Source organism: Salinivibrio sp. PR919, from assembly GCF_001995355.1.
GTDB lineage: Bacteria > Pseudomonadota > Gammaproteobacteria > Enterobacterales > Vibrionaceae > Salinivibrio > Salinivibrio proteolyticus.
In genome coordinates this window covers 12,011-33,251 of record NZ_MUFL01000034.1, presented here as the reverse complement: position 1 = coordinate 33,251, position 21,241 = coordinate 12,011, and the positions used below count along the sequence as shown (strand labels likewise).

The 21,241-nt window shown below is 48.4% G+C and carries 19 protein-coding genes; 8 read left to right on the top strand and 11 right to left on the bottom strand.

Annotated elements, in window-relative coordinates:
- Positions 1-29: 29 nt before the first annotated feature.
- From BZG83_RS08455 to BZG83_RS08445, 3 genes are read right to left on the bottom strand one after another with little or no spacing between them, the layout of a single operon-like run.
- Positions 30-209 (bottom strand): hypothetical protein, encoded by a 180-nt coding sequence (locus BZG83_RS08455; protein WP_131825068.1) that lies wholly within the window; start codon positions 207-209, stop codon positions 30-32.
- A gap of 49 nt (positions 210-258) precedes the next feature.
- Positions 259-2,217, bottom strand: coding sequence for a sensor histidine kinase (locus tag BZG83_RS08450; protein ID WP_077480109.1), 1,959 nt, complete (start codon positions 2,215-2,217; stop codon positions 259-261).
- Entirely contained in the window at positions 2,214-4,187 is a 1,974-nt protein-coding gene (locus BZG83_RS08445) for a sensor histidine kinase (protein ID WP_077480108.1), read from the bottom strand. The genes BZG83_RS08450 and BZG83_RS08445 overlap by 4 nt, the downstream gene beginning before the upstream one ends.
- Before the next feature lie 137 nt (positions 4,188-4,324).
- On the opposite strand from BZG83_RS08445, the gene BZG83_RS08440 reads away from it, so the two are divergent.
- A complete protein-coding gene (locus tag BZG83_RS08440; RefSeq protein ID WP_415752721.1) occupies positions 4,325-5,293 on the top strand; it encodes an ABC transporter substrate-binding protein in 969 nt (322 codons plus the stop codon).
- A gap of 134 nt (positions 5,294-5,427) precedes the next feature.
- Here the strand turns inward: BZG83_RS08440 and BZG83_RS08435 are convergent, their stop codons facing one another.
- Complete coding sequence (locus BZG83_RS08435; RefSeq protein WP_077480106.1) at positions 5,428-6,972, bottom strand: DUF3369 domain-containing protein; 1,545 nt, start codon at positions 6,970-6,972, stop codon at positions 5,428-5,430.
- Between the two features lie 412 nt (positions 6,973-7,384).
- Between BZG83_RS08435 and BZG83_RS08430 the strand changes: the two genes are divergently transcribed.
- The 4 genes from BZG83_RS08430 (at position 7,385) to BZG83_RS08415 (ending at position 11,414) form a co-directional block, all read left to right on the top strand.
- Positions 7,385-9,268 (top strand): methyl-accepting chemotaxis protein, encoded by a 1,884-nt coding sequence (locus BZG83_RS08430; protein WP_077480105.1) that lies wholly within the window; start codon positions 7,385-7,387, stop codon positions 9,266-9,268.
- A gap of 123 nt (positions 9,269-9,391) precedes the next feature.
- On the top strand, positions 9,392-9,625 hold the full coding sequence (locus BZG83_RS08425; protein ID WP_077480104.1) for a DUF3955 domain-containing protein: 234 nt from the start codon (positions 9,392-9,394) through the stop codon (positions 9,623-9,625).
- 23 nt (positions 9,626-9,648) lie between these two features.
- Complete coding sequence (locus BZG83_RS08420; RefSeq protein ID WP_077480103.1) at positions 9,649-9,939, top strand: YrhK family protein; 291 nt, start codon at positions 9,649-9,651, stop codon at positions 9,937-9,939.
- A 305-nt stretch (positions 9,940-10,244) separates the two neighbouring features.
- Positions 10,245-11,414, top strand: a complete 1,170-nt coding sequence (locus tag BZG83_RS08415; RefSeq protein WP_077480102.1) for a methyl-accepting chemotaxis protein — start codon at positions 10,245-10,247, stop codon at positions 11,412-11,414.
- A gap of 91 nt (positions 11,415-11,505) precedes the next feature.
- Here BZG83_RS08415 and BZG83_RS08410 read toward each other — a convergent pair whose 3' ends face one another.
- Together BZG83_RS08410 and BZG83_RS08405 are read right to left on the bottom strand one after the other, a co-directional pair.
- Positions 11,506-11,829, bottom strand: a complete 324-nt coding sequence (locus BZG83_RS08410) for an AzlD domain-containing protein (RefSeq protein WP_077480101.1) — start codon at positions 11,827-11,829, stop codon at positions 11,506-11,508.
- Positions 11,826-12,548 carry an AzlC family ABC transporter permease gene (locus tag BZG83_RS08405; RefSeq protein WP_077480100.1) on the bottom strand — a complete coding sequence of 241 codons (723 nt, stop codon included), beginning with the start codon at positions 12,546-12,548 and terminating at the stop codon, positions 11,826-11,828. Before BZG83_RS08405 ends, BZG83_RS08410 begins: the two co-directional genes overlap by 4 nt.
- A gap of 182 nt (positions 12,549-12,730) precedes the next feature.
- Between BZG83_RS08405 and BZG83_RS08400 the strand changes: the two genes are divergently transcribed.
- Entirely contained in the window at positions 12,731-13,108 is a 378-nt protein-coding gene (locus tag BZG83_RS08400) for a hypothetical protein (RefSeq protein ID WP_077480099.1), read from the top strand.
- Here the strand turns inward: BZG83_RS08400 and BZG83_RS08395 are convergent.
- On the bottom strand, positions 13,105-14,118 hold the full coding sequence (locus tag BZG83_RS08395; protein WP_077480098.1) for a bZIP transcription factor: 1,014 nt from the start codon (positions 14,116-14,118) through the stop codon (positions 13,105-13,107). The two genes, BZG83_RS08400 and BZG83_RS08395, sit on opposite strands and share 4 nt — an antisense overlap.
- A 520-nt stretch (positions 14,119-14,638) precedes the next feature.
- Here BZG83_RS08395 and BZG83_RS08390 point away from each other — a divergent pair.
- Positions 14,639-16,153, top strand: coding sequence for a SulP family inorganic anion transporter (locus tag BZG83_RS08390; protein ID WP_077480097.1), 1,515 nt, complete (start codon positions 14,639-14,641; stop codon positions 16,151-16,153).
- 11 nt (positions 16,154-16,164) lie between these two features.
- Complete coding sequence (locus BZG83_RS08385; RefSeq protein WP_077480096.1) at positions 16,165-17,013, top strand: universal stress protein; 849 nt, start codon at positions 16,165-16,167, stop codon at positions 17,011-17,013.
- Positions 17,014-17,098: 85 nt separating this feature from the next.
- Here the strand turns inward: BZG83_RS08385 and BZG83_RS08380 are convergent, their stop codons facing one another.
- From BZG83_RS08380 to BZG83_RS08365, 4 genes are all read right to left on the bottom strand, one after another.
- Positions 17,099-17,647 (bottom strand): hypothetical protein, encoded by a 549-nt coding sequence (locus tag BZG83_RS08380; protein ID WP_069587087.1) that lies wholly within the window; start codon positions 17,645-17,647, stop codon positions 17,099-17,101.
- Between the two features lie 134 nt (positions 17,648-17,781).
- Entirely contained in the window at positions 17,782-18,282 is a 501-nt protein-coding gene (locus BZG83_RS08375) for a response regulator (RefSeq protein WP_077480095.1), read from the bottom strand.
- Positions 18,279-20,234 (bottom strand): ATP-binding protein, encoded by a 1,956-nt coding sequence (locus tag BZG83_RS08370; RefSeq protein ID WP_077480094.1) that lies wholly within the window; start codon positions 20,232-20,234, stop codon positions 18,279-18,281. Before BZG83_RS08370 ends, BZG83_RS08375 begins: the two co-directional genes overlap by 4 nt.
- Positions 20,235-20,382: 148 nt before the next feature.
- Positions 20,383-21,015 (bottom strand): DedA family protein, encoded by a 633-nt coding sequence (locus tag BZG83_RS08365; protein WP_077480111.1) that lies wholly within the window; start codon positions 21,013-21,015, stop codon positions 20,383-20,385.
- Between the last annotated feature and the right edge of the window lie 226 nt (positions 21,016-21,241).

The window sequence follows — 21,241 nt, the reverse complement described above, 5'->3', positions numbered from 1 at the left end:
CTTTACGAGTATACGGATAAGCGGTTGCATCAGGTGTCCAGATCAAGATGACGTTCATTTGCCCGAGCAAGTAGCGCTTGAGTTGGGATCGTATCGATGGTTTCTTGGATCACTCGACGAATTAATGCCGTATCTGGCTTGCGACGCTGTTTAGCTGGTGAACGCTGAACCCCGGTGGGCGCGAGGGTGTAAGCGCCATCATTCTTCACCAGTTTCGCTTGCTGCAAACAAACGGGGCAGTGTAGGAGGTGTCCTGATTTATCGCGAAACGCTTTCACTTTCCGATTGGGCGGATACTTGTAAGAACTTCGGTAACGTGAGCACCACCGTCACGCCTTGGTTGATATCTGAGTCAAAACTTAGTTTGCCTTGAAGCTTTTGTCTAACCAGATTAAACACTAAGTTAAGGCCAAGCCCCGAGCCTCCTTTGCCACGCTTGCTGGTGTAAAAAGGCTCAAAAATGCGCTGATGCAGTTCAGGCGGCACGCCTACACCATTATCGGTATAAACCACTTCTACATCTTCGCCTAGATCAGTGATCTTGATGTGAATCGCAGGGCTATCGATATTCTCAAACGCATGCCGCACGCTGTTCATCACCAAGTTTGATACCACTTGGGTTAATACTCCGGGTAAGCTACTCATTTCTAGGTTGGCATCGCCTTCAATAATAGGGACGACGGGCACTTTTTTCGTTTCAGGGCGCAAACTCCCCATTAGCGCGTCTAGTGCCTGTACAACACGAAACTGACTGCGGCTCTCTGAGACTTGATCAACGGCGGTTTGTTTGAAATCACGAATCAAGCGGGCGGCACGATTGAGGTTATTTTCCAACATGTTGGAGCCATCGACGATCTGCTTCATCACGGCTTCAAATTGTTGACTGGTGAGGGATTGGTCCGCGAAGGCATGATTGAGTGTGGCTACCGCCTCTTTAATCACCGAATTGGCAGTCACCGCGATCCCGAGTGGGGTGTTTACTTCATGTGCAACACCGGCAACCAGGCTTCCCAAAGCGGCCAGTTTTTCTGATTCCACTAATTGGTTCTGTGCGGCTTTTAGATTCTCCATGCTTTGCTCCAGATCTTGCGTCCGTTCATTGACGGTTTTCTCCAAGTTCTGGTTTAGTAATTGCAATTCAAGCTGGGTTTGCTTTAGCTCGGTGATGTCAATTGCCGTGCCGCGAAAACCGACAAATCCTTCATCGCTGAAGTGGGCAATGCCCTGAAAAACAAAGTAATGAGGGCGCTTGTTCAATAATATTTTCTCTTCACACATGGTGAAGTTTTCATAGTCTTCGAGGTGGCCAAGTAACGAGTAACAGTTCGCGAGTAAAGGGATATCGCGGATTTTGGGCGTATTGTGTATATCAATATCAAGCGCTGTCTGCATGGCATCTGAGCAAAACGTGAGACGTTGTGTTGCGTTGGTTTCCCATAACCAATCGGATGACGCGCTGGTGAAATCTGCGAGGCGCTCCTGCTCCAGAATAATGCTCTGGTATAAGTTAGCCATACGCAGAGTTATTTTGTTGGTCTCTTCGGCAAGCCAGTCAAGTTCGTCATCTTTTTCCATGATGAACTTGCGATGCTTAAGTTCCAGCGGCTGATGAATGGGGGCTAACGGATCAAAATGACGCAGGTGTTTGGCAATTGAGAACACCCGCTGGCTGACACTTTGGTGGAACACCCACAAAATTAATGCGCAGACAATCAGGGTTTTAATGCCGTTAAGAAGCAGGGTGATCACGAATTGACGCAGTAAAATATCGTAGATCTTTTGAGCATCCGATTCGATAAATAGCGTACCTAGCTCAATGCGTCGCCCTGTATCCGGATGAAAGTAAATAAGCTCAGTGCTACTCATCACACTGTTCTTGCTAATAGGTTCACCTGCATCAAGGACAACACCATCGAATTCAATCGACAGATAGTCGATATAAGGCAAGTTCACGAGCCCATCGAGACGGTTTTGTGCACTCACCAAGTCAAAGACCCACAATGAGGAGGCAATTAAATCGGCATGGACGTTTTCAATTTCGTAGTGGCGACGATCGACGTTATCGAACGCCTCTTCATAATCCCATGAAAGCTGCAGCAGTGTGGTCATAATGGTAAAAAAGCTACTCAACAACACCATCAATAAGATGATCCGCCGTCCGACAATACTGAACAGCGGGTGACTAATGCTTTCCTCAAACTTCTGCAGTTGGCTCATTGCTTCCCTATTGTGTGCTGAGTATCTTCGCGTTGTTGTGAGGCGATATTGGCCAGGTTCAATGGAATTAAAAACATAAACTTGGCGCCTTCACCGGGCGTCGATTCAAACTGTAACTCGCCTTGAAGCTTTTGCTTGACCAAGTTAAAAACCAAATTCAGCCCGAGCCCTGATCCACCGCGACCGCGTTTGCTGGTATAAAAGGGCTCAAAAATGCGTTGATGTAACTCTTCGGGGACGCCACAGCCGTTATCTTGGTAACACAGATAGAGATGCTCATCTTGGCGTTCAAACTCAATCAGAATGTGTGGCGCGTCGGTATCGTCGAATGCATGATTGATGCTGTTCATCACCAAATTAGAAATGACTTGAGTCAGCACGCCGGGAAGGCTGTGCATGATAATTTTTTCCTCTCCTTTCACCATTGGCTCGACGGGCACTTTACGCGTTTCAGGATGCAGACTTGCAATGAGCGCATCGATCGTTTTTTTGACATCAAATTCGGTATGCGCCTCCGAAACTTGGTCAACGGCAGTTTGTTTGAAGTCACGAATCAGGTGTGAGGCGCGATTCAGGTTGTGTTCGAGCATGTTGATACTGTCATCTACTTGTTTCATCAGTGATGCAAATTGAGTGCTTGTCAGTGTCTTTTCTTTGAACGCAGCATTGRGGGTGGTAGTGATTTCTTTCACCACAGAGGAGGCGGTGACTGCAATGCCTAGCGGGGTATTCACTTCGTGCGCAACGCCAGCCACCAAGCTCCCTAATGCGGCTAATTTCTCAGACTCCACTAACTGATCCTGCGCCGCCTTTAGTCGCTCCATACTTTCTTGTAGCTCGCGAGTGCGCTCATCGACGGTGACTTCGAGGTTTTGGTTTAACGTTTCGAGTTCAAATTGTGTCTTTTTGAGCTCCGTAATATCGATACCAGTGCCACGGAAGCCACGAAAACCATCGACGCCATAGTGGGCGAGCGCCTGAAAGACGAAATAGCGGGTGTCATTATCAATTTGGATGATTTCTTCACACATCGCAAAATCTTGCTGGCGCTGCAAATTGCCAATGAATTGGTTACAGCCAATCGTTTTGAGTATGTCGTGTAAGTAGGGAAAATGCTTGGCTTCGATACCTAGAGCGTGACGCATCGGGTCAGAGCAAAAAGTGAGTTTTAGGTCGGCATCGGTTTCCCACAGCCAATCAGAGGAGACATGAGTAAAGTCTGATAGGCGCTCTCGCTCTAACATAATTTTTCGATACAGCGTTGACATGTTGTCGGTAATTTTGTTGGTTTCTACTGCGAGCCAGTCCAGCTCGTCTTCCTTTTCCATGATGTATTTCGTTTTTGGCAGAGTGAGCGTTTTGTGTGCTGGGTCTAGCGGATTGTAGCCCCGTAAAAATTGAGCAACATGGAATACGCGCTGGCTCACAGTGTGATGAAAGACCAGTAGAATCAGATAACAAACTAGCAAGGTCTTAATAGCGTTGAGTAGCAAAGTAAGAAAAAACTGCTGAATCAAATGTGTGTATATCGTATTGATGTCCGATTCAACATAAATCGTCCCGATACGCTGTGTACGCCCTGTGTCTGGATCATCATATTCGAGTGGGTATTCATTGACGAGCTTACTGACCTCGACAGGTTCTCCAGCGTCGAACAAATAGTTCTCTGAGCGTACGGATAAATAATTGACATGGGGAAGGTTGACCAAGCCATCCAGACGCTCTTGCACACTGCTTAGATCATAAATCCAAAGCGAGCTTGCCAATAAATCGGCATGAATATTCTCAATTTCATAATGACGGCTATCCACATTGTTGAATGCTTCGTCATAGTCCCAATACGTTTGCAAAAGCGTGGTGAAAATGGTGAAGAAGCCGCTGAGAAAAATCATGATCAGCAAAATTCGACGGCCAACAAGGCTGAAGAAAGGGTTACGGATACTTTCATCGAATTTATGGCTTTTGCTCATACGTCTACAGTCATCGATGGCAACGGAATCAAATTTAAGTGTAGATGAAAAAACAGGATGTCATACCCATGGTATCTGTCTTGGCTCGCCTACACTAAAAAGGTTCGGTTACTATGGAGCTCATCATGCACCGGTTGATAAAAGTACTCATTAGTTTACTCCTTTTTGCAACGGCCCCTGCTTGGGCCACGAATGTGATGCTGATTCAAAGCTATCACTATGGCTATGATTGGGATAAAAGCTATATCGCTGGTCTAGAAAAGGCATTGGGCAGTGATTACACGCTATCTCGCTTTGAAATGGATACCAAGCGGCTGCCACCCCGTGAGTTTGAAAAGCAGGCGGATAAAGCCTTTGCCGCATACCAAGCAGCAAAGCCTGAAATCGTGGTACTCGGCGATGATAATGCGCTGAAATACATGTTGCCAAGGCTCTATGATGAGCCCATTTCGATTGTTTTTTTAGGTATTAACTCTAACCCTCGCCATTTGCTTGCCCAGTATGACGGTCAAGCAAAAGTAACTGGCGTACTGGAATTACCCTTATTTGTGCGAAATGTACGTGAAATCAGCATGCTGCTAGGTAAGAAAAACATCAAAGTAAAAGTGATGTTCGACTCGGGGGTCACTTCGGAAATTGCTGCTGATTATATACTGCGTCAGTACGAACAAATTCGTCGTAGCTTAGGGATTGAAATTGATATCGTTACTGCTGTGACGTTCCAAGGTTGGCAGCGCGAAATTACTGCCGCAAAACGCGATGGCTTTGATGCAATTATTGTTGGCCTATATCAAACCTTAGTGGACAGTGAAGAAAACAATGTCGACGCCAACCAAGTACTCAGTTGGACAAACCAACATGCAAAGTTGCCGATCTTTGGCTTTTGGGACTTTTCTGTCGGTAAAGGGAAGACGGCGGGCGGTGTTGTGTTATTTGGTGAGTCACAAGGCCAGCATGCGGGGGAGCTCGTTAAACAAATTCATGCTGGCGCAGATGCAAGCACAATACCGATTCAAATTGGTCGCCAAGGGCGGGCGATTTATAGTGCCAGTGAAATGAAACGCTGGTCGTTGACGCCTTCTTCACGGTGGCAAAACATTGATTGATGGCGTGAGGATGAAAGCCTAAGTGCTGACGATACCGTTGGTCAGCACATTTTGGGATAAGCAATCGCTTTGGATAACACGCACAAAAAACGCGCTCAAACGGCGCGTTTTGATTGTTGGGTAAAAGCATACGATTAGTCTGGGTGCGCTTCGCGGATTGCAATAAAGTCGTCCCAGTTATCGATCAGTAAGTCGACCAGCTTGGGCTCAAAATGTTTGCCGCGCTGTGCGATCAACTCGTTACGAATGTCGTCATCAGTCCACGCATCTTTATATGAGCGTTTTGACCCGAGTGCATCAAACACGTCGGCTAATGCAGAAATCCGTCCACTGACAGGGATGTTTTCCCCTGCCAATTTGTTGGGATATCCACTGCCATCCCATTTTTCATGGTGAGTCGCGGCAATTTCTTTGGCAACCAAAATTAAACGGCGTTTGGAATGGCTAAGAATTTCGACACCATATTCAACGTGTTTTTGCATGATCTCCCATTCATCAGCGTCGAGCTTACCGGGTTTGTGCAAAATGGCATCAGGGATCGCGACTTTACCCACATCATGCAGCGGCGATCCGTGTTTAATCATGGTGGCCTCTTGCTCACTCAGGCCGTAAAGCTCTGCAAGGCGTTCACAGAACAAAGATACCCGTTGCACGTGCGCCCCCGTTTCTTTACTCCGCGCTTCCACTGCATTGGCGAGGTTATAAACTAGCTCTTTGGAAGTTTCACGTAAATCTACCATCAAGCTAAGGTTCTCGAACGTCAGCCCAATGTTTTGCATATATATTTTCAGCAAATGTTGGTCGAGCTCTGAGAGAGTTTTAGCGTGATTTACGTAAAGTAGAAACTCAACATCTTCCTCATCACGATGGAACAGCACAAAGCCATCATCAAACTGGATACTCTGTTGTTTATTGAGGGCTTGTTGGCATCGTTCTGCTACCGTTTTCGGTAACTTCTCAAATGCACATTCGCTGTAGCAGTCAACGTATTCTCCTGTCGCGGCGAGGGTCAGTGCGCGTGACTCTTCTGCGCCAGGGCGAGGTTGTACGACGCAATAAAAGGCTGAGTCATGAATGTGTAGCAATGAGGTAAGTTGCTCCAACACCGCGGTCGCATAGTGTTGCAGGTTAGTAGTGTTTTGGACGTTGGCCGACGCCTCAATCACCCGCTTTAATCCTTGTTTTTGCTCCTCAATCATGCACAAATCGCGATAAGAGCGCAGCATAGAGTAGAGTAAGGTTTTTAGCTTTTGGGTGGTGAGTTCGGTTTTTTCTTTGTAATCGTCAATATCGTATTCGCGGATGACTCTATCTTCGGGGGCTTGTCCCGCTTGGCCAGTCCGCAACACTAACCGGATCACGTGGTCGTTTTTCTCATCGCGGATATATCGCACCAGATCTAAACCCGCGTGCTCGGTTTCCAYCACCACATCCACAAGTGCCAGGGCGATACCTTCCTCTTTTGCGAGAATGTCTTTCGCTTCTTGCCCTGATAATGCCGATAAAATCTCGAGCGGGCGATCTTGAAACGTAAACCCTGTTAACGCCAAGCGCGTCACCTCGTGCATCAAATCATCATCATCCACCAACAGAATACGCCATGGCTCGTGGGTGGAAGCCTGATTCGTTTCTGGTGGGGATGGTGATGCGTCGTCACGCTGATCCGCAAACAAGTCCATGATCTTCGCCTCTATTCGCGTACTTCTTAGTTATCTAAAGCGTAGTTGAGCAAAATAAAAGTTGCGAGTCAGCACGACGTGCCAATGTGGCATTTTGCTAATACAAGGTCGAATTGATATCGATACATCATTCTTTCTTCCTGATCTCGCGCAGTATTGTATGGATTTCTTTTGGTAGGTAGAGACGCTTATCTCCCTTCTAACTCGGCATAGCTTATGTAATCAATTGCACCAAAGGGGCTACTATTTGGATAAAACACGTTAACACTTCAACGTGTTGCGTAACGCATCATTAAGATTGTTGTGATGCAGATATCATTTGATAGTGAGCGGTTTTGCGGGTTTTTGTGATCGCTGTTTTACTGACTAGACAACAATCACAATCAGATTTTGACAAACAAACAAGGCAGTTATGTTTAAAAAACTTTCATTAAAAAATAAGCTTGCGCTATCGGCGAGTGTCGCCATCATCATAGGTGGTTTACTGGTGGAAGCGATCTCATTTCGGGCGTCACTATCACGGCTTGATACCGAGGTATCGCAACGTCTCGAAAGTACGACGGCCTCATATAACCAGTATGTGGCGGATTGGATCGTGTCGAAAGAACGTGCGATGACGTCGCTAAGCAGTGAAGCCAATCTCAACAGCATTGTGACGCACCTAAAACAGGTTCGCGATTCGGGTGGGTTTGATAATGTGTTCCTCGCGTATCCAGATGGTAGTCAAGACAACGCCAATGGTGTGGTCCTCCCTCCCGGTAATGATGATCCACGCAAATGGGGGTGGTACATCAACGCGAAAGCCGATCCGTCGAGCGTGTTTATGGATAACCCTACGGTGGCCGCAGCGACTGGCGCTAATGTTGTCTCTTTAGGTAAAGCCTTGCAACTGGGTGGCGACATGGTGGTGCTTGGTGCGGACGTTGAAATTGGCGACATCATTCAAGGCCTTGAGAAGGTTATCTTACCTGGGCGCGGTTATATGTTTATTGCCAATGGCGATGGCAACATCTTTACCCATGCCAATACGGATCTTCTTAACCAACCCGTCAGTGACTTAGGCCTATCGTTAAGTACGGTAAAAAATGCCGCCAATTCGGGCCAAGATCTTATGGCCGAGGTAAACGGTGAGCAAAGTGTGGTGTATGCCAAGCCGATTGCCAATACGGGATTAATGACGGTCACGGTGATCAATTATGACTCGTTGGTAGCGCCTTTGTTCGATGCGGTGTGGGGACAAATTGCTGTGACCATCGGGGTGGTGATTGCGTGTACTTTGTTATTTAACCTGTTGGTTAACGTCCTGTTTAAACCACTGACCAATGTGTCGAATGCGCTTGAGCAAATTGCGCATGGTAGCGGTGATTTGACCCAGCGGATTGAGGTAGAAAGCGAAGATGAAGTCGGGCAGTTGGCGCACAATTTCAATACTTTCGTAGGAAGTATGCATCAACTCATCAGCCATATTCGTGGACAGGCCGATCAGCTGACATCGCAATCGAAAAGCAGTACCGATCGTGCACAACGCAACGTGGATGATATTAATCAGCAGCAACAAGAGATCACCATGGTGGCGACAGCCGTGACAGAACTGGCATCGGCGACGCAGGAAATTGCCTCACATGCTGAGCACACCGCAAGCACCGCACAAGATTCAACCGCAAGTACCAATAATGGTCGGGCGGTGGTGGAGAACACTAAGACGTCAATCACCCGCTTGGCCGATGAGTTGAAGCAGGCCAGTACCATCGTGGCGGAGTTGGACAGTCACTCCCAAGAAATTTCGACCGTGTTATCGACCATTCAAGATATCGCTGAGCAAACCAATTTGCTGGCGCTGAATGCGGCGATTGAGGCGGCACGAGCAGGCGAACAGGGCCGTGGTTTTGCGGTAGTTGCCGATGAAGTGCGCATCTTGTCTCAGCGCACCCATGCATCGACTGAAGAAATTAAGTCTACGATTGATACCTTGCAAACCACCACAGCCAATGCCGTTTCTATTATGGAAAGTAGTTCATCACTGGCGGGTGACTCGGTCGCGGACGCTGATAAAGCCACTGCAGCATTGAGTGAGATTGATGCGGCGGTTAACCAAATTAGCGATATGGCGACTCAAATTGCAACGGCTGCTGAAGAACAAACCCATGTGACTAGCGAGATCACGCAAAATATTACCTCAATTAAAGATGTGTCTGAGCACCTTGTTCATAGTGCGAACGATGCGTCTGAAGAGGCGGATGGGTTGCGTATTCAAGCGGCGAACCTTAGCGAAAAAGTGGCAACCTACAAACTTTAAACGCGCATCTGGCTACCCTGACGTTAAGGGTAGCCAGATTTTTTGAAAAAAATGAAGATAAAACTGAACTTTATTCAGTGAGGTTGGTCACACTAAGCACTGAAGCAACAACAAAAAGGTTTTATGCTAACCCTATTACGACATTTTCGTACCTCATTTATCTTCTTTCTGCTTGGTATTGGATGCCTCTTAGCATTCAACTTATCCACCCCTAACATTGCTGCCAACGGCACGCTACAAGAACCCTTCGCGTTTATTCCACTTGCATGGCTATTCCTCGCGGTGAGCGCGGTGATTTTTACGTTTAAAATGGTGCAAACGGTACTGATCGTTAAACGCCAACATCTTGATTGCTGATACCAAGGTCCAGAGGAGGCAACATGATTGAACGTCACGGCCGAGAACTGGATATTGATATCGGTAATAAACACTTGGTGATTCAACGTCGTTATGAGGCGTGTGGGGCTTTTAACGACCTTCTAATCGCGATTTGGTTTTTGATTGGCAGTTTTTTCTTCTTAAACGATGCGTTGATGGAAAGTGGTACCTGGCTTTTCATTGTTGGGAGCGCACAGCTGCTGTTAAAACCGAGTATCAAGTTGATGAGTTTGGTCCATGTCTCGCGGGTCCAAAACCGAGCGCTTAGCTCCTCATCGTTAGATCAAGAGTAGTCAGATATAGCGGTATCATCGGGCCTACTCTCCCTCCTGTTGCAAACTGCAATACACTAGCCTCACATCATTCGTGGCGAGAGATGCGTCTCTTACCACGGATTTTTATCCTCGTACGCATAATGCAACGATTGTCTATAAATCTAGCGGAATGCTGTCACTGTGTTGCCCTCATTTCGCGTGATTTCTCGCTAAGTGATTGCTGGCGTTATAGTCGATGCATTGTCTTTATTTATTGGCATTGTTCTTGATATCTCCACGTCGCACCGAACACGTCGGTGTTTATTCAAAGGAGGAAGAAGTCTATGCCAAAGGTGTCAATTCGAGCCATATCCATTACAAGCTATGCGCTCATGGTGAGCTTAAATGCCGCGTTGATATTTCATATGGCTTGGCTAAATGAATATGTGGTGCTCGGATTAAGCTTGATGATTGCAGTAGCTGCGACCATGTTTATTAATCAACGTTTTRCAGCAGGCATTACACGCGTCAGTACATTTGCCAAGGAGCTCGCGAAAGGCAACCTTACCGCCCAATTGAGCACCAATGATGGCGATGAGTTTACCGAGGTCGCACAATCATTGAATCGAGCCGTCGATCGGTTACGTCAAACGATTCGCAACGTAGAAAAGGCAGCCGATACGCTGGATAGCTTTACCGACAGCTCAGAAAAGCGAGCGGAAAAAGGCGCTATCCTGACCGAAGAGCAAAGCGAGAAGATCGACAGCATTGCGACAGCGATTGAAGAAATGACTAGTACGGTGGGCTCACTGTCAGAAGACGTACAAGCCATTTCATCTGAAGCTGAAAAAGTAGATGAAAGCTCACGTCAGTCGCAGAAAGAGCTGTCTGAGATGATGAGCGAATTGAACGAGCTTGTATCAGCAATCAACGTCTCTGCAGAAATGTTTGATAAAGTTGAGCACAGTGCGGGACAAATTGAGCACTTCTTGGAAGTTATCACTGATGTGGCTGAGCAAACTAATTTACTTGCTTTAAATGCCGCAATTGAAGCCGCCCGGGCAGGCGAACAAGGACGAGGGTTTGCCGTAGTTGCGGATGAAGTCCGAAAGTTGGCTAGCCGTACGCAATCATCGGCCAGTGAAATTAATAATATGACCAATGAATTATTCCGTAGTCTGAAGCAATCGTCAGAGCTTTCTGACCGGACTGAGTCGCTCGCCAACCGTGCATCGAAGCAGGCGAGCGAGACATCGCGGTCGATTGACGGGGTGCTGGAGAACTTCTCTATCATTACAGACCGGATTAACTCACTGGCAAGCGCCATTGAGCAGCAACGTACTGTGTCATCGGATATTTCTGCCAATATCAATCGATTGACCGAATCGGGACAACAAGCCGCAGATATTGCGTTGGAAAACAAACAAGATATGGAGAAAATCAGCGAATTAGCCGAGTCACTCAATCAAGATTTGGATGAATTGAACCTGAGAAAGGCGCGTGCGAGAGCTTAAGTCGTCACTCTCATGGTAAGTAGTAGGAAGAGAAAAACGGGCCAAGTAGGCCCGTTTTTGTCGATGTGCTAACCCATCATCTCGGATGGTGTCAGTGCGGAAGTATCCATAGTTGCAGTGACACAAAGGCACCAATGGAAATCAGAACCACCATCAAGGTTGATAAGCGCGTACAGGCTAAACCAATCGCGACTAAAGCACTGACTAAATAAGGATTGGTCGCCGAGATAGCCAGCTGATCCTCGGGAAAGAAGACAATCGGTACCCATAGCGCGGTTAGAACCGCCGGTGCAGAGTAGGTCAGGAGTCGTTGTAATCGCGGCCCAATGCGCACAGGGATACTCCGTGCCAGTAGCAGATAACGCACCGAGAAGGTGATCAGCGCCATGGCGACGATGATTAACCAATAACTCATGTTGACGCCCTCCGTGTCGGTAGCGACTCAGCCATTAGCCCYGCGACCATACCTACGCCGGTTGCAATGATTAACGCATTGGGGATGTGGTAATAGGTGAATAACAGCATACTGACACCGCTTGCCAAGGTACAAAGTAGCACGGGGCGAGTTTTTATGCTGGGAACGGTCAGTGCGATAAAGGTGGCAGCAATGGCAAAATCGAGGCCGATGGCTTCCAAGGCTTTCAGCTGAGAACCGGCGAGAATCCCTGCTAAGGTGGCAAGATTCCAACCCACGTAAAACGCGGCGCCCGTATACAGGGCATAGTGTTTAGAAAACTTTCCCTGCTTGCTGGTGTGTGCGGTTGAAAGCGCATACATTTCATCGGTCAGTAAAAAGCCGAGGCCGAGACGCCATTTAAGTGGCAAGGGAGTGATGTACTGTCGAAAGTGAGCACCATAGAGAAGGTGCCGTGCGCTAATCACCAGTGTGGAACCGAGTACCGCTGGCAATCCCGCCGCATTGCCCACCATCATGGTGCCCGACAATTGCACCGCTCCTGCAAAAACCAGTAATGACATGGCTTGTGTTTGTAGTGCACTGAATCCCATTTGCAGCCCTAATGAACCGCAGAGTACACCCCAAGGCAGGACGGCGAGGCACAACGGACTGACATCGCCTAATGCGCGCCATACCGATGCCTCAGGCGCATGCACCTCTTGTGCAGCCTTATGCATAGATCACCTTTTTGTTGTATTTGCTTGGTTATAAATTGTTTTTATCGGTAAGGTGCTAAAAGGTCAGGTAACGTACTGATTAACAAACTTACCAGATGTTTGTACCACATCACCGCCATGCCGCAAAGAGGTGGGATTATCAATAGCCAGAGTAGCTCGCTAAGACACAGAAAGGAAACACGATGAAAGCACCACATCGTCCGAAGGGATCTACATCGCCAAGCGTGCATTTTCTTTATGTTTGGTTAGTGTCAACGGCAATAGCCAGTGCCGCTGTTGTTGGGGCGTGGCAGGCGGGGTGGATAACATTGACGACGTTTGGGGATGGTGCATTTTACGTCGGGGGGCTCGTTTGGTCGGCGGCGGGTATTGTGACGTACAGTCGTTACAAAAGCCGCTATTGGTATCGTGATTCAGTGACACGGCGGGCGCTCACGGCTCAACAACACGCGATGGTGATCGATTCATCGTCACCGCCCGATGACAAGCTCGGACTATGGCTGTTTTTAAGTGGGCTTCCCGCCATGATACTCAGCGGTATATTGATGCTGGCGGTTTAACCCACCCAGTGATAATGGTGGTTCGGCTTTTTGGCGACCAATCCCTGTTGTTGTAAATGGTTAAATAGGGTATCGACGGCCTCTTGGCTGAGTGCATATTCCGCCATCACGGCTTTTTTGCTACAACGCAGCGTTTTGGCGGCTAACGCGGCTTTGATATCTGCATAAGGCGCATCCGTATCTTCGTGAGGAGACGCTGAATCCGGCGTGGTGACTTCCGTGTTGATATCATTGGCACGAGGAGACGCCTTGGTGTTCACAGGCGTAGGGGGCGTGGCATGTGGGTGACGATACCAATGGCGGAAACGCTGTTCTTCACCAATCACGCCGACAAAGAAAGCGGCGAACAAATCTAACAACACAGAGAGAAAAATCACCAGCCAAGATTGGGCCTGATCGGCGCTCACGCCTAATGTGTTCGCAAGGTTGCTAATCAATCCCAAGATGGATCCCTGTGCCACCGCGGGTAAACTATCGCGCTCTAACGCGAGCTGTTGTTGCTCTTTGCGTAATTGGTTGTTTTCTTTTTGTAATCGCGCCACGCCAGTCGCAATTCTATCCAATTCGATATAACGTTCAGCGGCTTGATTATTCAAGGTGATTTGTTGCTCGATAGCATCGATTTGTCGGTTATAAGCGTCAATCTGCGCTTGGGCTTGGCGCTGCTCACTTTGCGCGGCATTGGTGGCACTATTGATGCCGCCAATACTGCCGCCGATCGAGATTAAGGCCAAAATGAGATAAAAAGCCAAGGCTGACAAGGCGCCTACATAGTTGCCGTGAGCCCGACGCTCACCAAACTCGTACCATGCGTAAAACTTACCCGCTTCAAAAATCACTGCCAATGCCCCGAACAACCATTGCATTAGCGGGTTGTCGTCAAGGGATAAGAACAGTAGCAGGGAAAAAATGGTAGAAGCCACAATGGCGGCACCGGTAAAGCTGTACACACTCAACATGGCGAATCGCCCTTTGGGGAAGCGTAACGCCATCTTGGTTGGCGCTGACATGACTGGATTCATATTGTTGTTATTGTCTGTGATATTGAGAGGGCGCAAAGCCTAGCGCATCTTGGCCCGTTTGTGTGTCAGTAAGCGGTGAAAACATGAATAAGCGATTGATTCATCGCCAACATGGATTAAAAGGCATCACAAAACCGACGTAAGCAGGTCGGGTTGCATTTCTTTTCGAGTAAAGGCATGTCACCGCCCGTATTGATGTTAATGATTGGGCTGGCCCGTCTAATCGCGGTTTTACGTCCAATCACCTGCTGATTTTGGACTAATCACCTGTCCAGACAATACGGAAAAGCGTGTATCAAGAAAAGATGGCAATAAATCTACGCTAAAAATATCACATCCACGCAATAAGGCTTTGATCTATATGAATAACGCCTTTTATTGATAAAAATGTGACGGTTGACGCTTGGTTAATAACTGACTAGGATCACGCCCTTTGATTTTCTGGGTTGCAGTAGGCCCGAGATCAGAACGCGACATCACTTTTTAATCCCAATTTATAGAGACGTTCATGATAGATAGAATTCAGCGTGATTGGTTCTCCAATGTACGCGGTGATATCCTCGCGGGTATCGTGGTGGCATTGGCTTTGATTCCTGAAGCAATTGCCTTTTCGATTATTGCCGGCGTTGATCCCAAAGTCGGTCTGTATGCCTCGTTCAGTATTGCCGTGATTATCGCCTTTGTGGGCGGTCGTCCAGGCATGATCTCGGCCGCCACTGGTGCAATGGCATTGCTGATGGTCACCTTGGTGAAAGAGCATGGCTTGCAATACTTACTTGCCGCTACCGTGCTAACCGGTATTTTGCAGATCGGTGCGGGTTATCTAAAACTCGGCAACCTGATGCGTTTTGTCTCGCGCTCAGTGGTGACAGGGTTTGTGAACGCCTTGGCGATCTTGATCTTTATGGCGCAGCTCCCTGAGCTGTTTGGCCCCGAGATCATGCGCGAGGGCGACATCCTCTGGCATGTCTACCCAATGACGTTAGCGGGCCTTGGCATTATCTATTTGTTCCCTTATATCCCGCGTATTGGTAAAGCCATTCCTTCTCCGTTGGTGTGTATTTTGGTCCTTACCGGCATCGCGATGACATACAACCTTGATCTACGTACTGTCGGAGATATGGGTGAGCTGCCGGATACCTTACCTGTATTCTTGTGGCCGGACGTGCCGCTAAATTGGGACACGCTGGCGATTATCTTCCCATACTCTGCGGGGCTGGCTGTGGTCGGCCTGTTGGAATCGATGATGACCGCCACTATCGTGGACGATTTGACCGATACCAGCAGCGATAAAAACCGTGAATGTAAAGGCCAAGGTGTGGCTAACATTGCGACTGGTTTTCTTGGCGGTATGGCCGGTTGTGCGATGATTGGTCAGTCCGTTATCAACGTGAAGTCGGGTGGCCGCGGACGCCTATCGACCTTTATCGCCGGTATTTTGCTGCTAATCATGGTGGTGTTCCTCAGCGATTGGATCAGCCAAATTCCGATGGCTGCATTGGTCGCGGTCATGATTATGGTTTCGATCGGTACTTTCTCTTGGGAGTCCATCATTAATCTGAAGTCGCACCCACTGTCGACCAATATCGTTATGCTGACGACCGTTGCCGTGGTTGTATTCACCCATAACTTGGCGATTGGTGTGTTTGTCGGTGTGTTACTCGCGGCGCTATTTTTCGCCAACAAGATTGGTCGTTTTATGGTGGTCAAAAGCGACAATACAGACAATGGCGACGAGCGCACGTATCGCGTTGTTGGCCAAGTCTTTTTTGCCTCGTCAGATCAATTTTTATCATCGTTTGACTTCAAAGAAGCGGTGGAGCGTGTCACCATCGATCTTTCTGCAGCGCACTTCTGGGATATTACGTCCGTGTCTGTACTCGACAAGGTGGTGATTAAATTCCGTCGTGAAGGCACTGAAGTCAACATCGTGGGTATGAATGATGCGACTGCGACCATCGTCGATAAGTTCGGCGTGCACGATAAGCCGGAAGAAGTTGAAAAAATGATGGCTGGCCACTAAGGAGACCGACCATGGAACAAATTACCGCGTGCGTAGATGGCCCGCATTATTCAAAGCAAGTCGCAGACTTGAGCATTTGGGCAGCCAAGCGCCTTTCTGTGCCGCTGACGCTATTACACGTGTTGGATAAATCCTCACACCCGGCGGAACCTGAGCTTTCAGGTAACCTAGGAGTCGGGAGCCGTGAGCAACTGTTACAAGAGCTGGTGGAGCTGGATGAGCAGCGTGCCAAGCTAGCCATGAAACACGGCAAAGCGCTGCTGTCCGAGCTGGAAGACGACGCCAAAGCCAAAGGGCTGGACGATGTGCGTAAACTGCAACGACACGGCCATTTAGTAGAAACATTACTCGAGCTCGAGCCACAAACTCGTGTTTTGGTATTGGGCAAATCAGGTGAATTGCATCAAAACGATACCAAAGCGATTGGGTCGCAGCTGGAAAGTGTGATCCGCTCCATCAAGGCGCATACATTGGTCGCGAATGGTGAGTTTAGTGCGCCAGAGTCTTACTTATTGGCCTTTGATGGCAGCGACATCAGCGAAAAGTTGGTAGAAAAAGCCTTGAGCACACCGCTGTTGGCAGGGATGACCTGTCATTTGGTGATGGTAGAAGACTCACAAGAAAAGCTGGCAGCATTTAAACGTGCGGCAGAGCGCTTGAAAACGGCGGGTGTCGATGTGGTTGAAGTGCAGTTAACCGGTGAGGTGCACCGTGCTATCCTAGACTATCAAGCGGCCAACCAGGTTGGACTGATTGTCATGGGGGCTTATGGGCACTCGAAACTGCGTCAGTTCTTTTTGGGCAGCAACACCACCAAACTGCTGGTGGAATCAACGGTGCCTATGCTGTTGATCCGCTAACCGTGCCGGATAGCAAGTAAATAAAAACCCGCATGATGCGGGTTTTTTGTTTCTGTTGACCGTTTGTCTTTAGTACGTTTGGGGATCAGTACTTAAAGCGTGTGGTAAACATAAATTGGTCGCCATACCACTCGTTTACACGATACTCGGCACCCAAAGAAAAGAGTTCGGTGGCGTGGAAACGACCGTATGCGGAGCCAAAGGTATCTTCTTCATCATCGACGGTGAGCAAACCAATTTGGCCGCCCACTTCTACCTGTGGACCCAACCACTGACGGATACCTAGATTCACTTCTAGACCCACATCACTGTCGTAATCCTTTTTGTTCACCCCACGAGCAAGTAGCTCACCGGTCAGGTCTGCCCAGTTATTAATCGGGGCATGAAAGCCAATCCCTGCTGATGTATCCCAGTCTGAATCAAACTCGGTGTCTGCCTCAACGCGAATGTGTGCATTAGGATGGATAGACATGCTAAATCCTGCACCATAGGTGAGTGGGCTGACACCAATGCGCCCTTCAACGTAATCGTAACTGAAGTTACTCATGGTGCTCAGGCTGGCGTCGTCTTCATTGGCCGCGGCGCTGAATGAGGCCAGAGCGACAATAGCGCCGGCTAATAGAGATTTACGCATTATCAATTCCACTTGTTATTGGTGTTGAAATCATTCTATAAGACGATTGAACGAATAAACAAGCACATCCGTGTGGCAGACGTGGCTTTTTTACCGATTTCTGACCCAATGGCGGGTATTCAGGCAAAAAGCGCTTATTCGCCGCCCACCTCGAATTTATGCTTGTTGATGGCGTCCACGAGTCTTGGCGTATCAAGTACACTGGTCCATGGCAACAGGTTTGGTTCGTGCTCAATCATAAAGCTGGTTAATTGATCGGTGACTACGCTGGTAAGCGTCGTTTTTTGCCATGGTTTAGCAATGTAGTAATGTAAACTGGCGTGGTTAATTGCCGATACTGTGTCTTCCAGTCCCGCTTGGCCGGTGAGAAGCAGTTTACGCGCCCCTGCGGTTTGCGGTTGTTTCGCCAGCTCAATCAAAAAATCGACGCCAAGTTCACCAGGCATAAAGTGATCACACAGGATAAGTGCCAATTGCGTGCCTTGCGCCGCCATTTGCTCAATCACATCGCGAGCTTCTGTAACCGACTCTGCGGCTTCTAACTCAAAATGATCAGAAAAGCCTTGTAAGTCATCCATGACGCTATCAAGCACGTCACGTTCGTCATCCACGCATAAAATCATATACTGGCTCATAACTGGGGCTCCTTACGGGTAGCTGGGGAGAGCGAAACGGGTAGTGTCACCGTCATTGTGGTGCCGTGTTGCTGAACAGATGACACACGAATATCACCACCATGTTGCTGGATAATTTGTTGGCACACGGTTAGACCAATGCCCAAGCCAAAGTGACCCTCGCGTTTGGTGGTGTAGTTTAAGGCAAAGATCTTTTCTTGTTGCTCTGGCGTCATTCCCACGCCGGTATCTGAAATCGCGACTTGGATGTAACTTGCTTCATCATTATCGACAAGGTCGGTTTGTACCGTAAGTGTGCCGGGCTCTGGCATGGCGTCRAGCGCATTGGCGATTAAGTTAGTCCACACTTGCGCCAGCGCGTAGGGCTGGGCGACGATTTCTGGCAATGGGTGATAGCGTTTATCCAATTGATGAGGCTTCAGTCGATGCTCAAACAAGGTCAGGGTGTCTTCAATGCCTTCCAGCAACTGGGTGCGCTGACGCTGCTCGGTATCTTGGCGCGCATAGGTACGTAAGCTTTTGACTAAATCGGCAATGCGCTGGGCACAGACATGGTTTGAACGTAGCAAGCGGCCGCAGCGGGCGTATTGTCGCCAGATTTCCACCGTGGGCGTAAAGGCATCGCCCAGTTGCTGTTGCCATTGCGAGACCTCGTTAGCTTGATACAACCCCATCCCAACTAAATCACGGGCAAGATGACGATCGGTGACTTGGTCGGTTAAGGCTTGGGTGTAGGCGCGTGCTTGCGCCGTCGAAAGTGGCGTTGCCTCGCGGTTTGTCTGTAATAATGTGAGTGCTTGCTCAAGGCTTTCAGGCGCTAATGGCGCTTGTGCAACCGCTTGTAACGCATCACCGAGGGCGTCGCTATTTCTCAGGATCGCCGATACGGGATTGTTTAGCTCATGCGCGACACCTGCCACGAGTTGGCCAAGTAACGCCATTTTTTCTTTCTCGACCAATTGCTGGTTGGCGGCGTCCAATGAGGCGAGTGTCTGTTGTAATTGAATTTCGGTGCCAATACTGCGCTTTAAGCGCTGGTTAAAATGTAGCAATAAGTGCTGGATAAACAGCGGCAATAGCTCCGAGCGGCTACGCATGATTTTGGCAAACAGTTCGTGGTCAATTTTGATCACTTGGGTGCGTGTCAAGGTGCGGGCCGTTGAGAAAGACACCTCGCCGGTGACAAATGACATGCTGCCGATCAAGCTGCCTGCTTTTAGGGTAGAAACATGATGCTCCTGGTCATCGTCATCGGTTTTGTACAATCCCACTTCGCCTTCGGCAATAAACCAGAGAAATGCATTGGATTGATTTTCTTTGGTAAGAACATGGTGAGGGCTGTAAGTGCGACACGCTTTGCTTTCATCATTCCCCTCGAAAAAAGCATAAAGGCCTTGAATCACTTTGTCGGCAATAGCACGGGTGTCACTACTTGAAGGGGAGAACAGTTGAGATTGGAACTGGTTAATCTCGCGTTCCACTTGTGCATCAAGCAAGGCGCGGTGGTCGAGCGCTTCAGCATAGCGGAGTAAATCATGCTGGCAATAGCGTAACACATAAGTGGTTAGCTCTTTTTCGGCCACGCGTTGTAGTTCATCCCGACGCCAAGGCTTGTGCATGCAATAGTTTAACCGTCCCTCATTCACCGCCTGCAAAATGGCATCATACTGTGGCGCATCACTGAGCAATAGAGTGCGCGCACCGATGCTAGCTGGGTGATTATCGATGTTGACGAGCATATTGATGCCACTGTCATCACCGGGTTGATTATGACAAATCAACATTGCCACTTGTTGACCTTGATGCTGACATTCATCAAGAAGTGCGTTGGCGTCATCAGGGTTATCGGCACTACACAGATCGAAAACATCCCGAAAAGGGGCTAAATCGTGAGTGAGCTTCTCGATAATGATGGGATCGTGGTCGACGCACAAAATCACGTAGGCATTCATAAGGAATCGCTGAATTTCTGCTCAATGCTTTGCATTGTAAGCGGATTTAGCCAGCGATGATGCGAATCGGTCGACAATAACGCACTTTGTCACATCCTTACACAAAATAGGCGCCAACCCATGATGTGCTGACGCCTTGTACTTAGTATTACTCGATGAAAGTTTCGTGTTCTGTGGTCAGTGGACTGCGGCGTTTACGCGTGCGGCGATGGAACAACCATCCGACCAACAGACTGAGGCTGGCAATCACTAATGTCATCAGTGGCGCAATAATCAAAAGATGATTAACGATACCAGCCAGTTTGGGCGGCAGGTATGAAATGGCATAGCCTGATAAGACCAACAGACAGATCCAAAAAACCGCGTTGCAGAGCGAACTCATCAAGAAACGGGGCAGTGATAGCCCTTGCCTTAACCCTATCATCATCGGGAGTAGCGACCGTACCACGGGTAAAAAACGTGCGACAAACATGGCATGCAGACCATATCGGCCGATTAACGTGTCGGCTCGCTGCAAATGCTTGGCAGGCACTTTATTCAACCAATGAGATACCCACCGCCACTCTTTTAATCGTTGCCCTTGATAAAAGGCGATTGCGCTGCCTAACCAGCCAGCCATGATCAGAATTAATATGATCACGTAGAGGTGGAAGACGCCAAAAGCCGCCAAACTCCCACAAAGCACAATAACGCTGTCGCAGGGTAAGGGCGCGGCGGGTAAAAAGCCGCTTTCTGCGAATACTAACAAGCCGACACAAACATAAAGCAATGACAGATCCATGTGCTGCAGTGCAGCGAGATCATGATGCCATAATGCAGAAAATACAGATAAAGCGTCCAAGACTATTTCCTCATCAAACCTATTCACGTTTTCAACAACCAACGGTGGAAAAACTAGGCATGTGCATAGCGTGCGAATAGGTGAGGAAACTGCAGTAATCGAGGCATAACAACTGTTAACGCCTTTTGCTGTCTTTGACACGCCAATACTTGCATATAGTGCGTCG

Coding starts and splice junctions, on each gene's coding strand:
- BZG83_RS08385 (WP_077480096.1), top strand. CDS start 16,165: ATGGAACAAATTACCGCGTGCGTAGATGGCCCGCATTATTCAAAGCAA.
- BZG83_RS08390 (WP_077480097.1), top strand. CDS start 14,639: ATGATAGATAGAATTCAGCGTGATTGGTTCTCCAATGTACGCGGTGAT.
- BZG83_RS08430 (WP_077480105.1), top strand. CDS start 7,385: ATGTTTAAAAAACTTTCATTAAAAAATAAGCTTGCGCTATCGGCGAGT.
- BZG83_RS08395 (WP_077480098.1), bottom strand. CDS start 14,118: ATGTCAGCGCCAACCAAGATGGCGTTACGCTTCCCCAAAGGGCGATTC.
- BZG83_RS08450 (WP_077480109.1), bottom strand. CDS start 2,217: ATGAGCCAACTGCAGAAGTTTGAGGAAAGCATTAGTCACCCGCTGTTC.
- BZG83_RS08425 (WP_077480104.1), top strand. CDS start 9,392: ATGCTAACCCTATTACGACATTTTCGTACCTCATTTATCTTCTTTCTG.
- BZG83_RS08375 (WP_077480095.1), bottom strand. CDS start 18,282: ATGAGCCAGTATATGATTTTATGCGTGGATGACGAACGTGACGTGCTT.
- BZG83_RS08400 (WP_077480099.1), top strand. CDS start 12,731: ATGAAAGCACCACATCGTCCGAAGGGATCTACATCGCCAAGCGTGCAT.
- BZG83_RS08365 (WP_077480111.1), bottom strand. CDS start 21,015: ATGGATCTGTCATTGCTTTATGTTTGTGTCGGCTTGTTAGTATTCGCA.
- BZG83_RS08380 (WP_069587087.1), bottom strand. CDS start 17,647: ATGCGTAAATCTCTATTAGCCGGCGCTATTGTCGCTCTGGCCTCATTC.
- BZG83_RS08410 (WP_077480101.1), bottom strand. CDS start 11,829: ATGAGTTATTGGTTAATCATCGTCGCCATGGCGCTGATCACCTTCTCG.
- BZG83_RS08420 (WP_077480103.1), top strand. CDS start 9,649: ATGATTGAACGTCACGGCCGAGAACTGGATATTGATATCGGTAATAAA.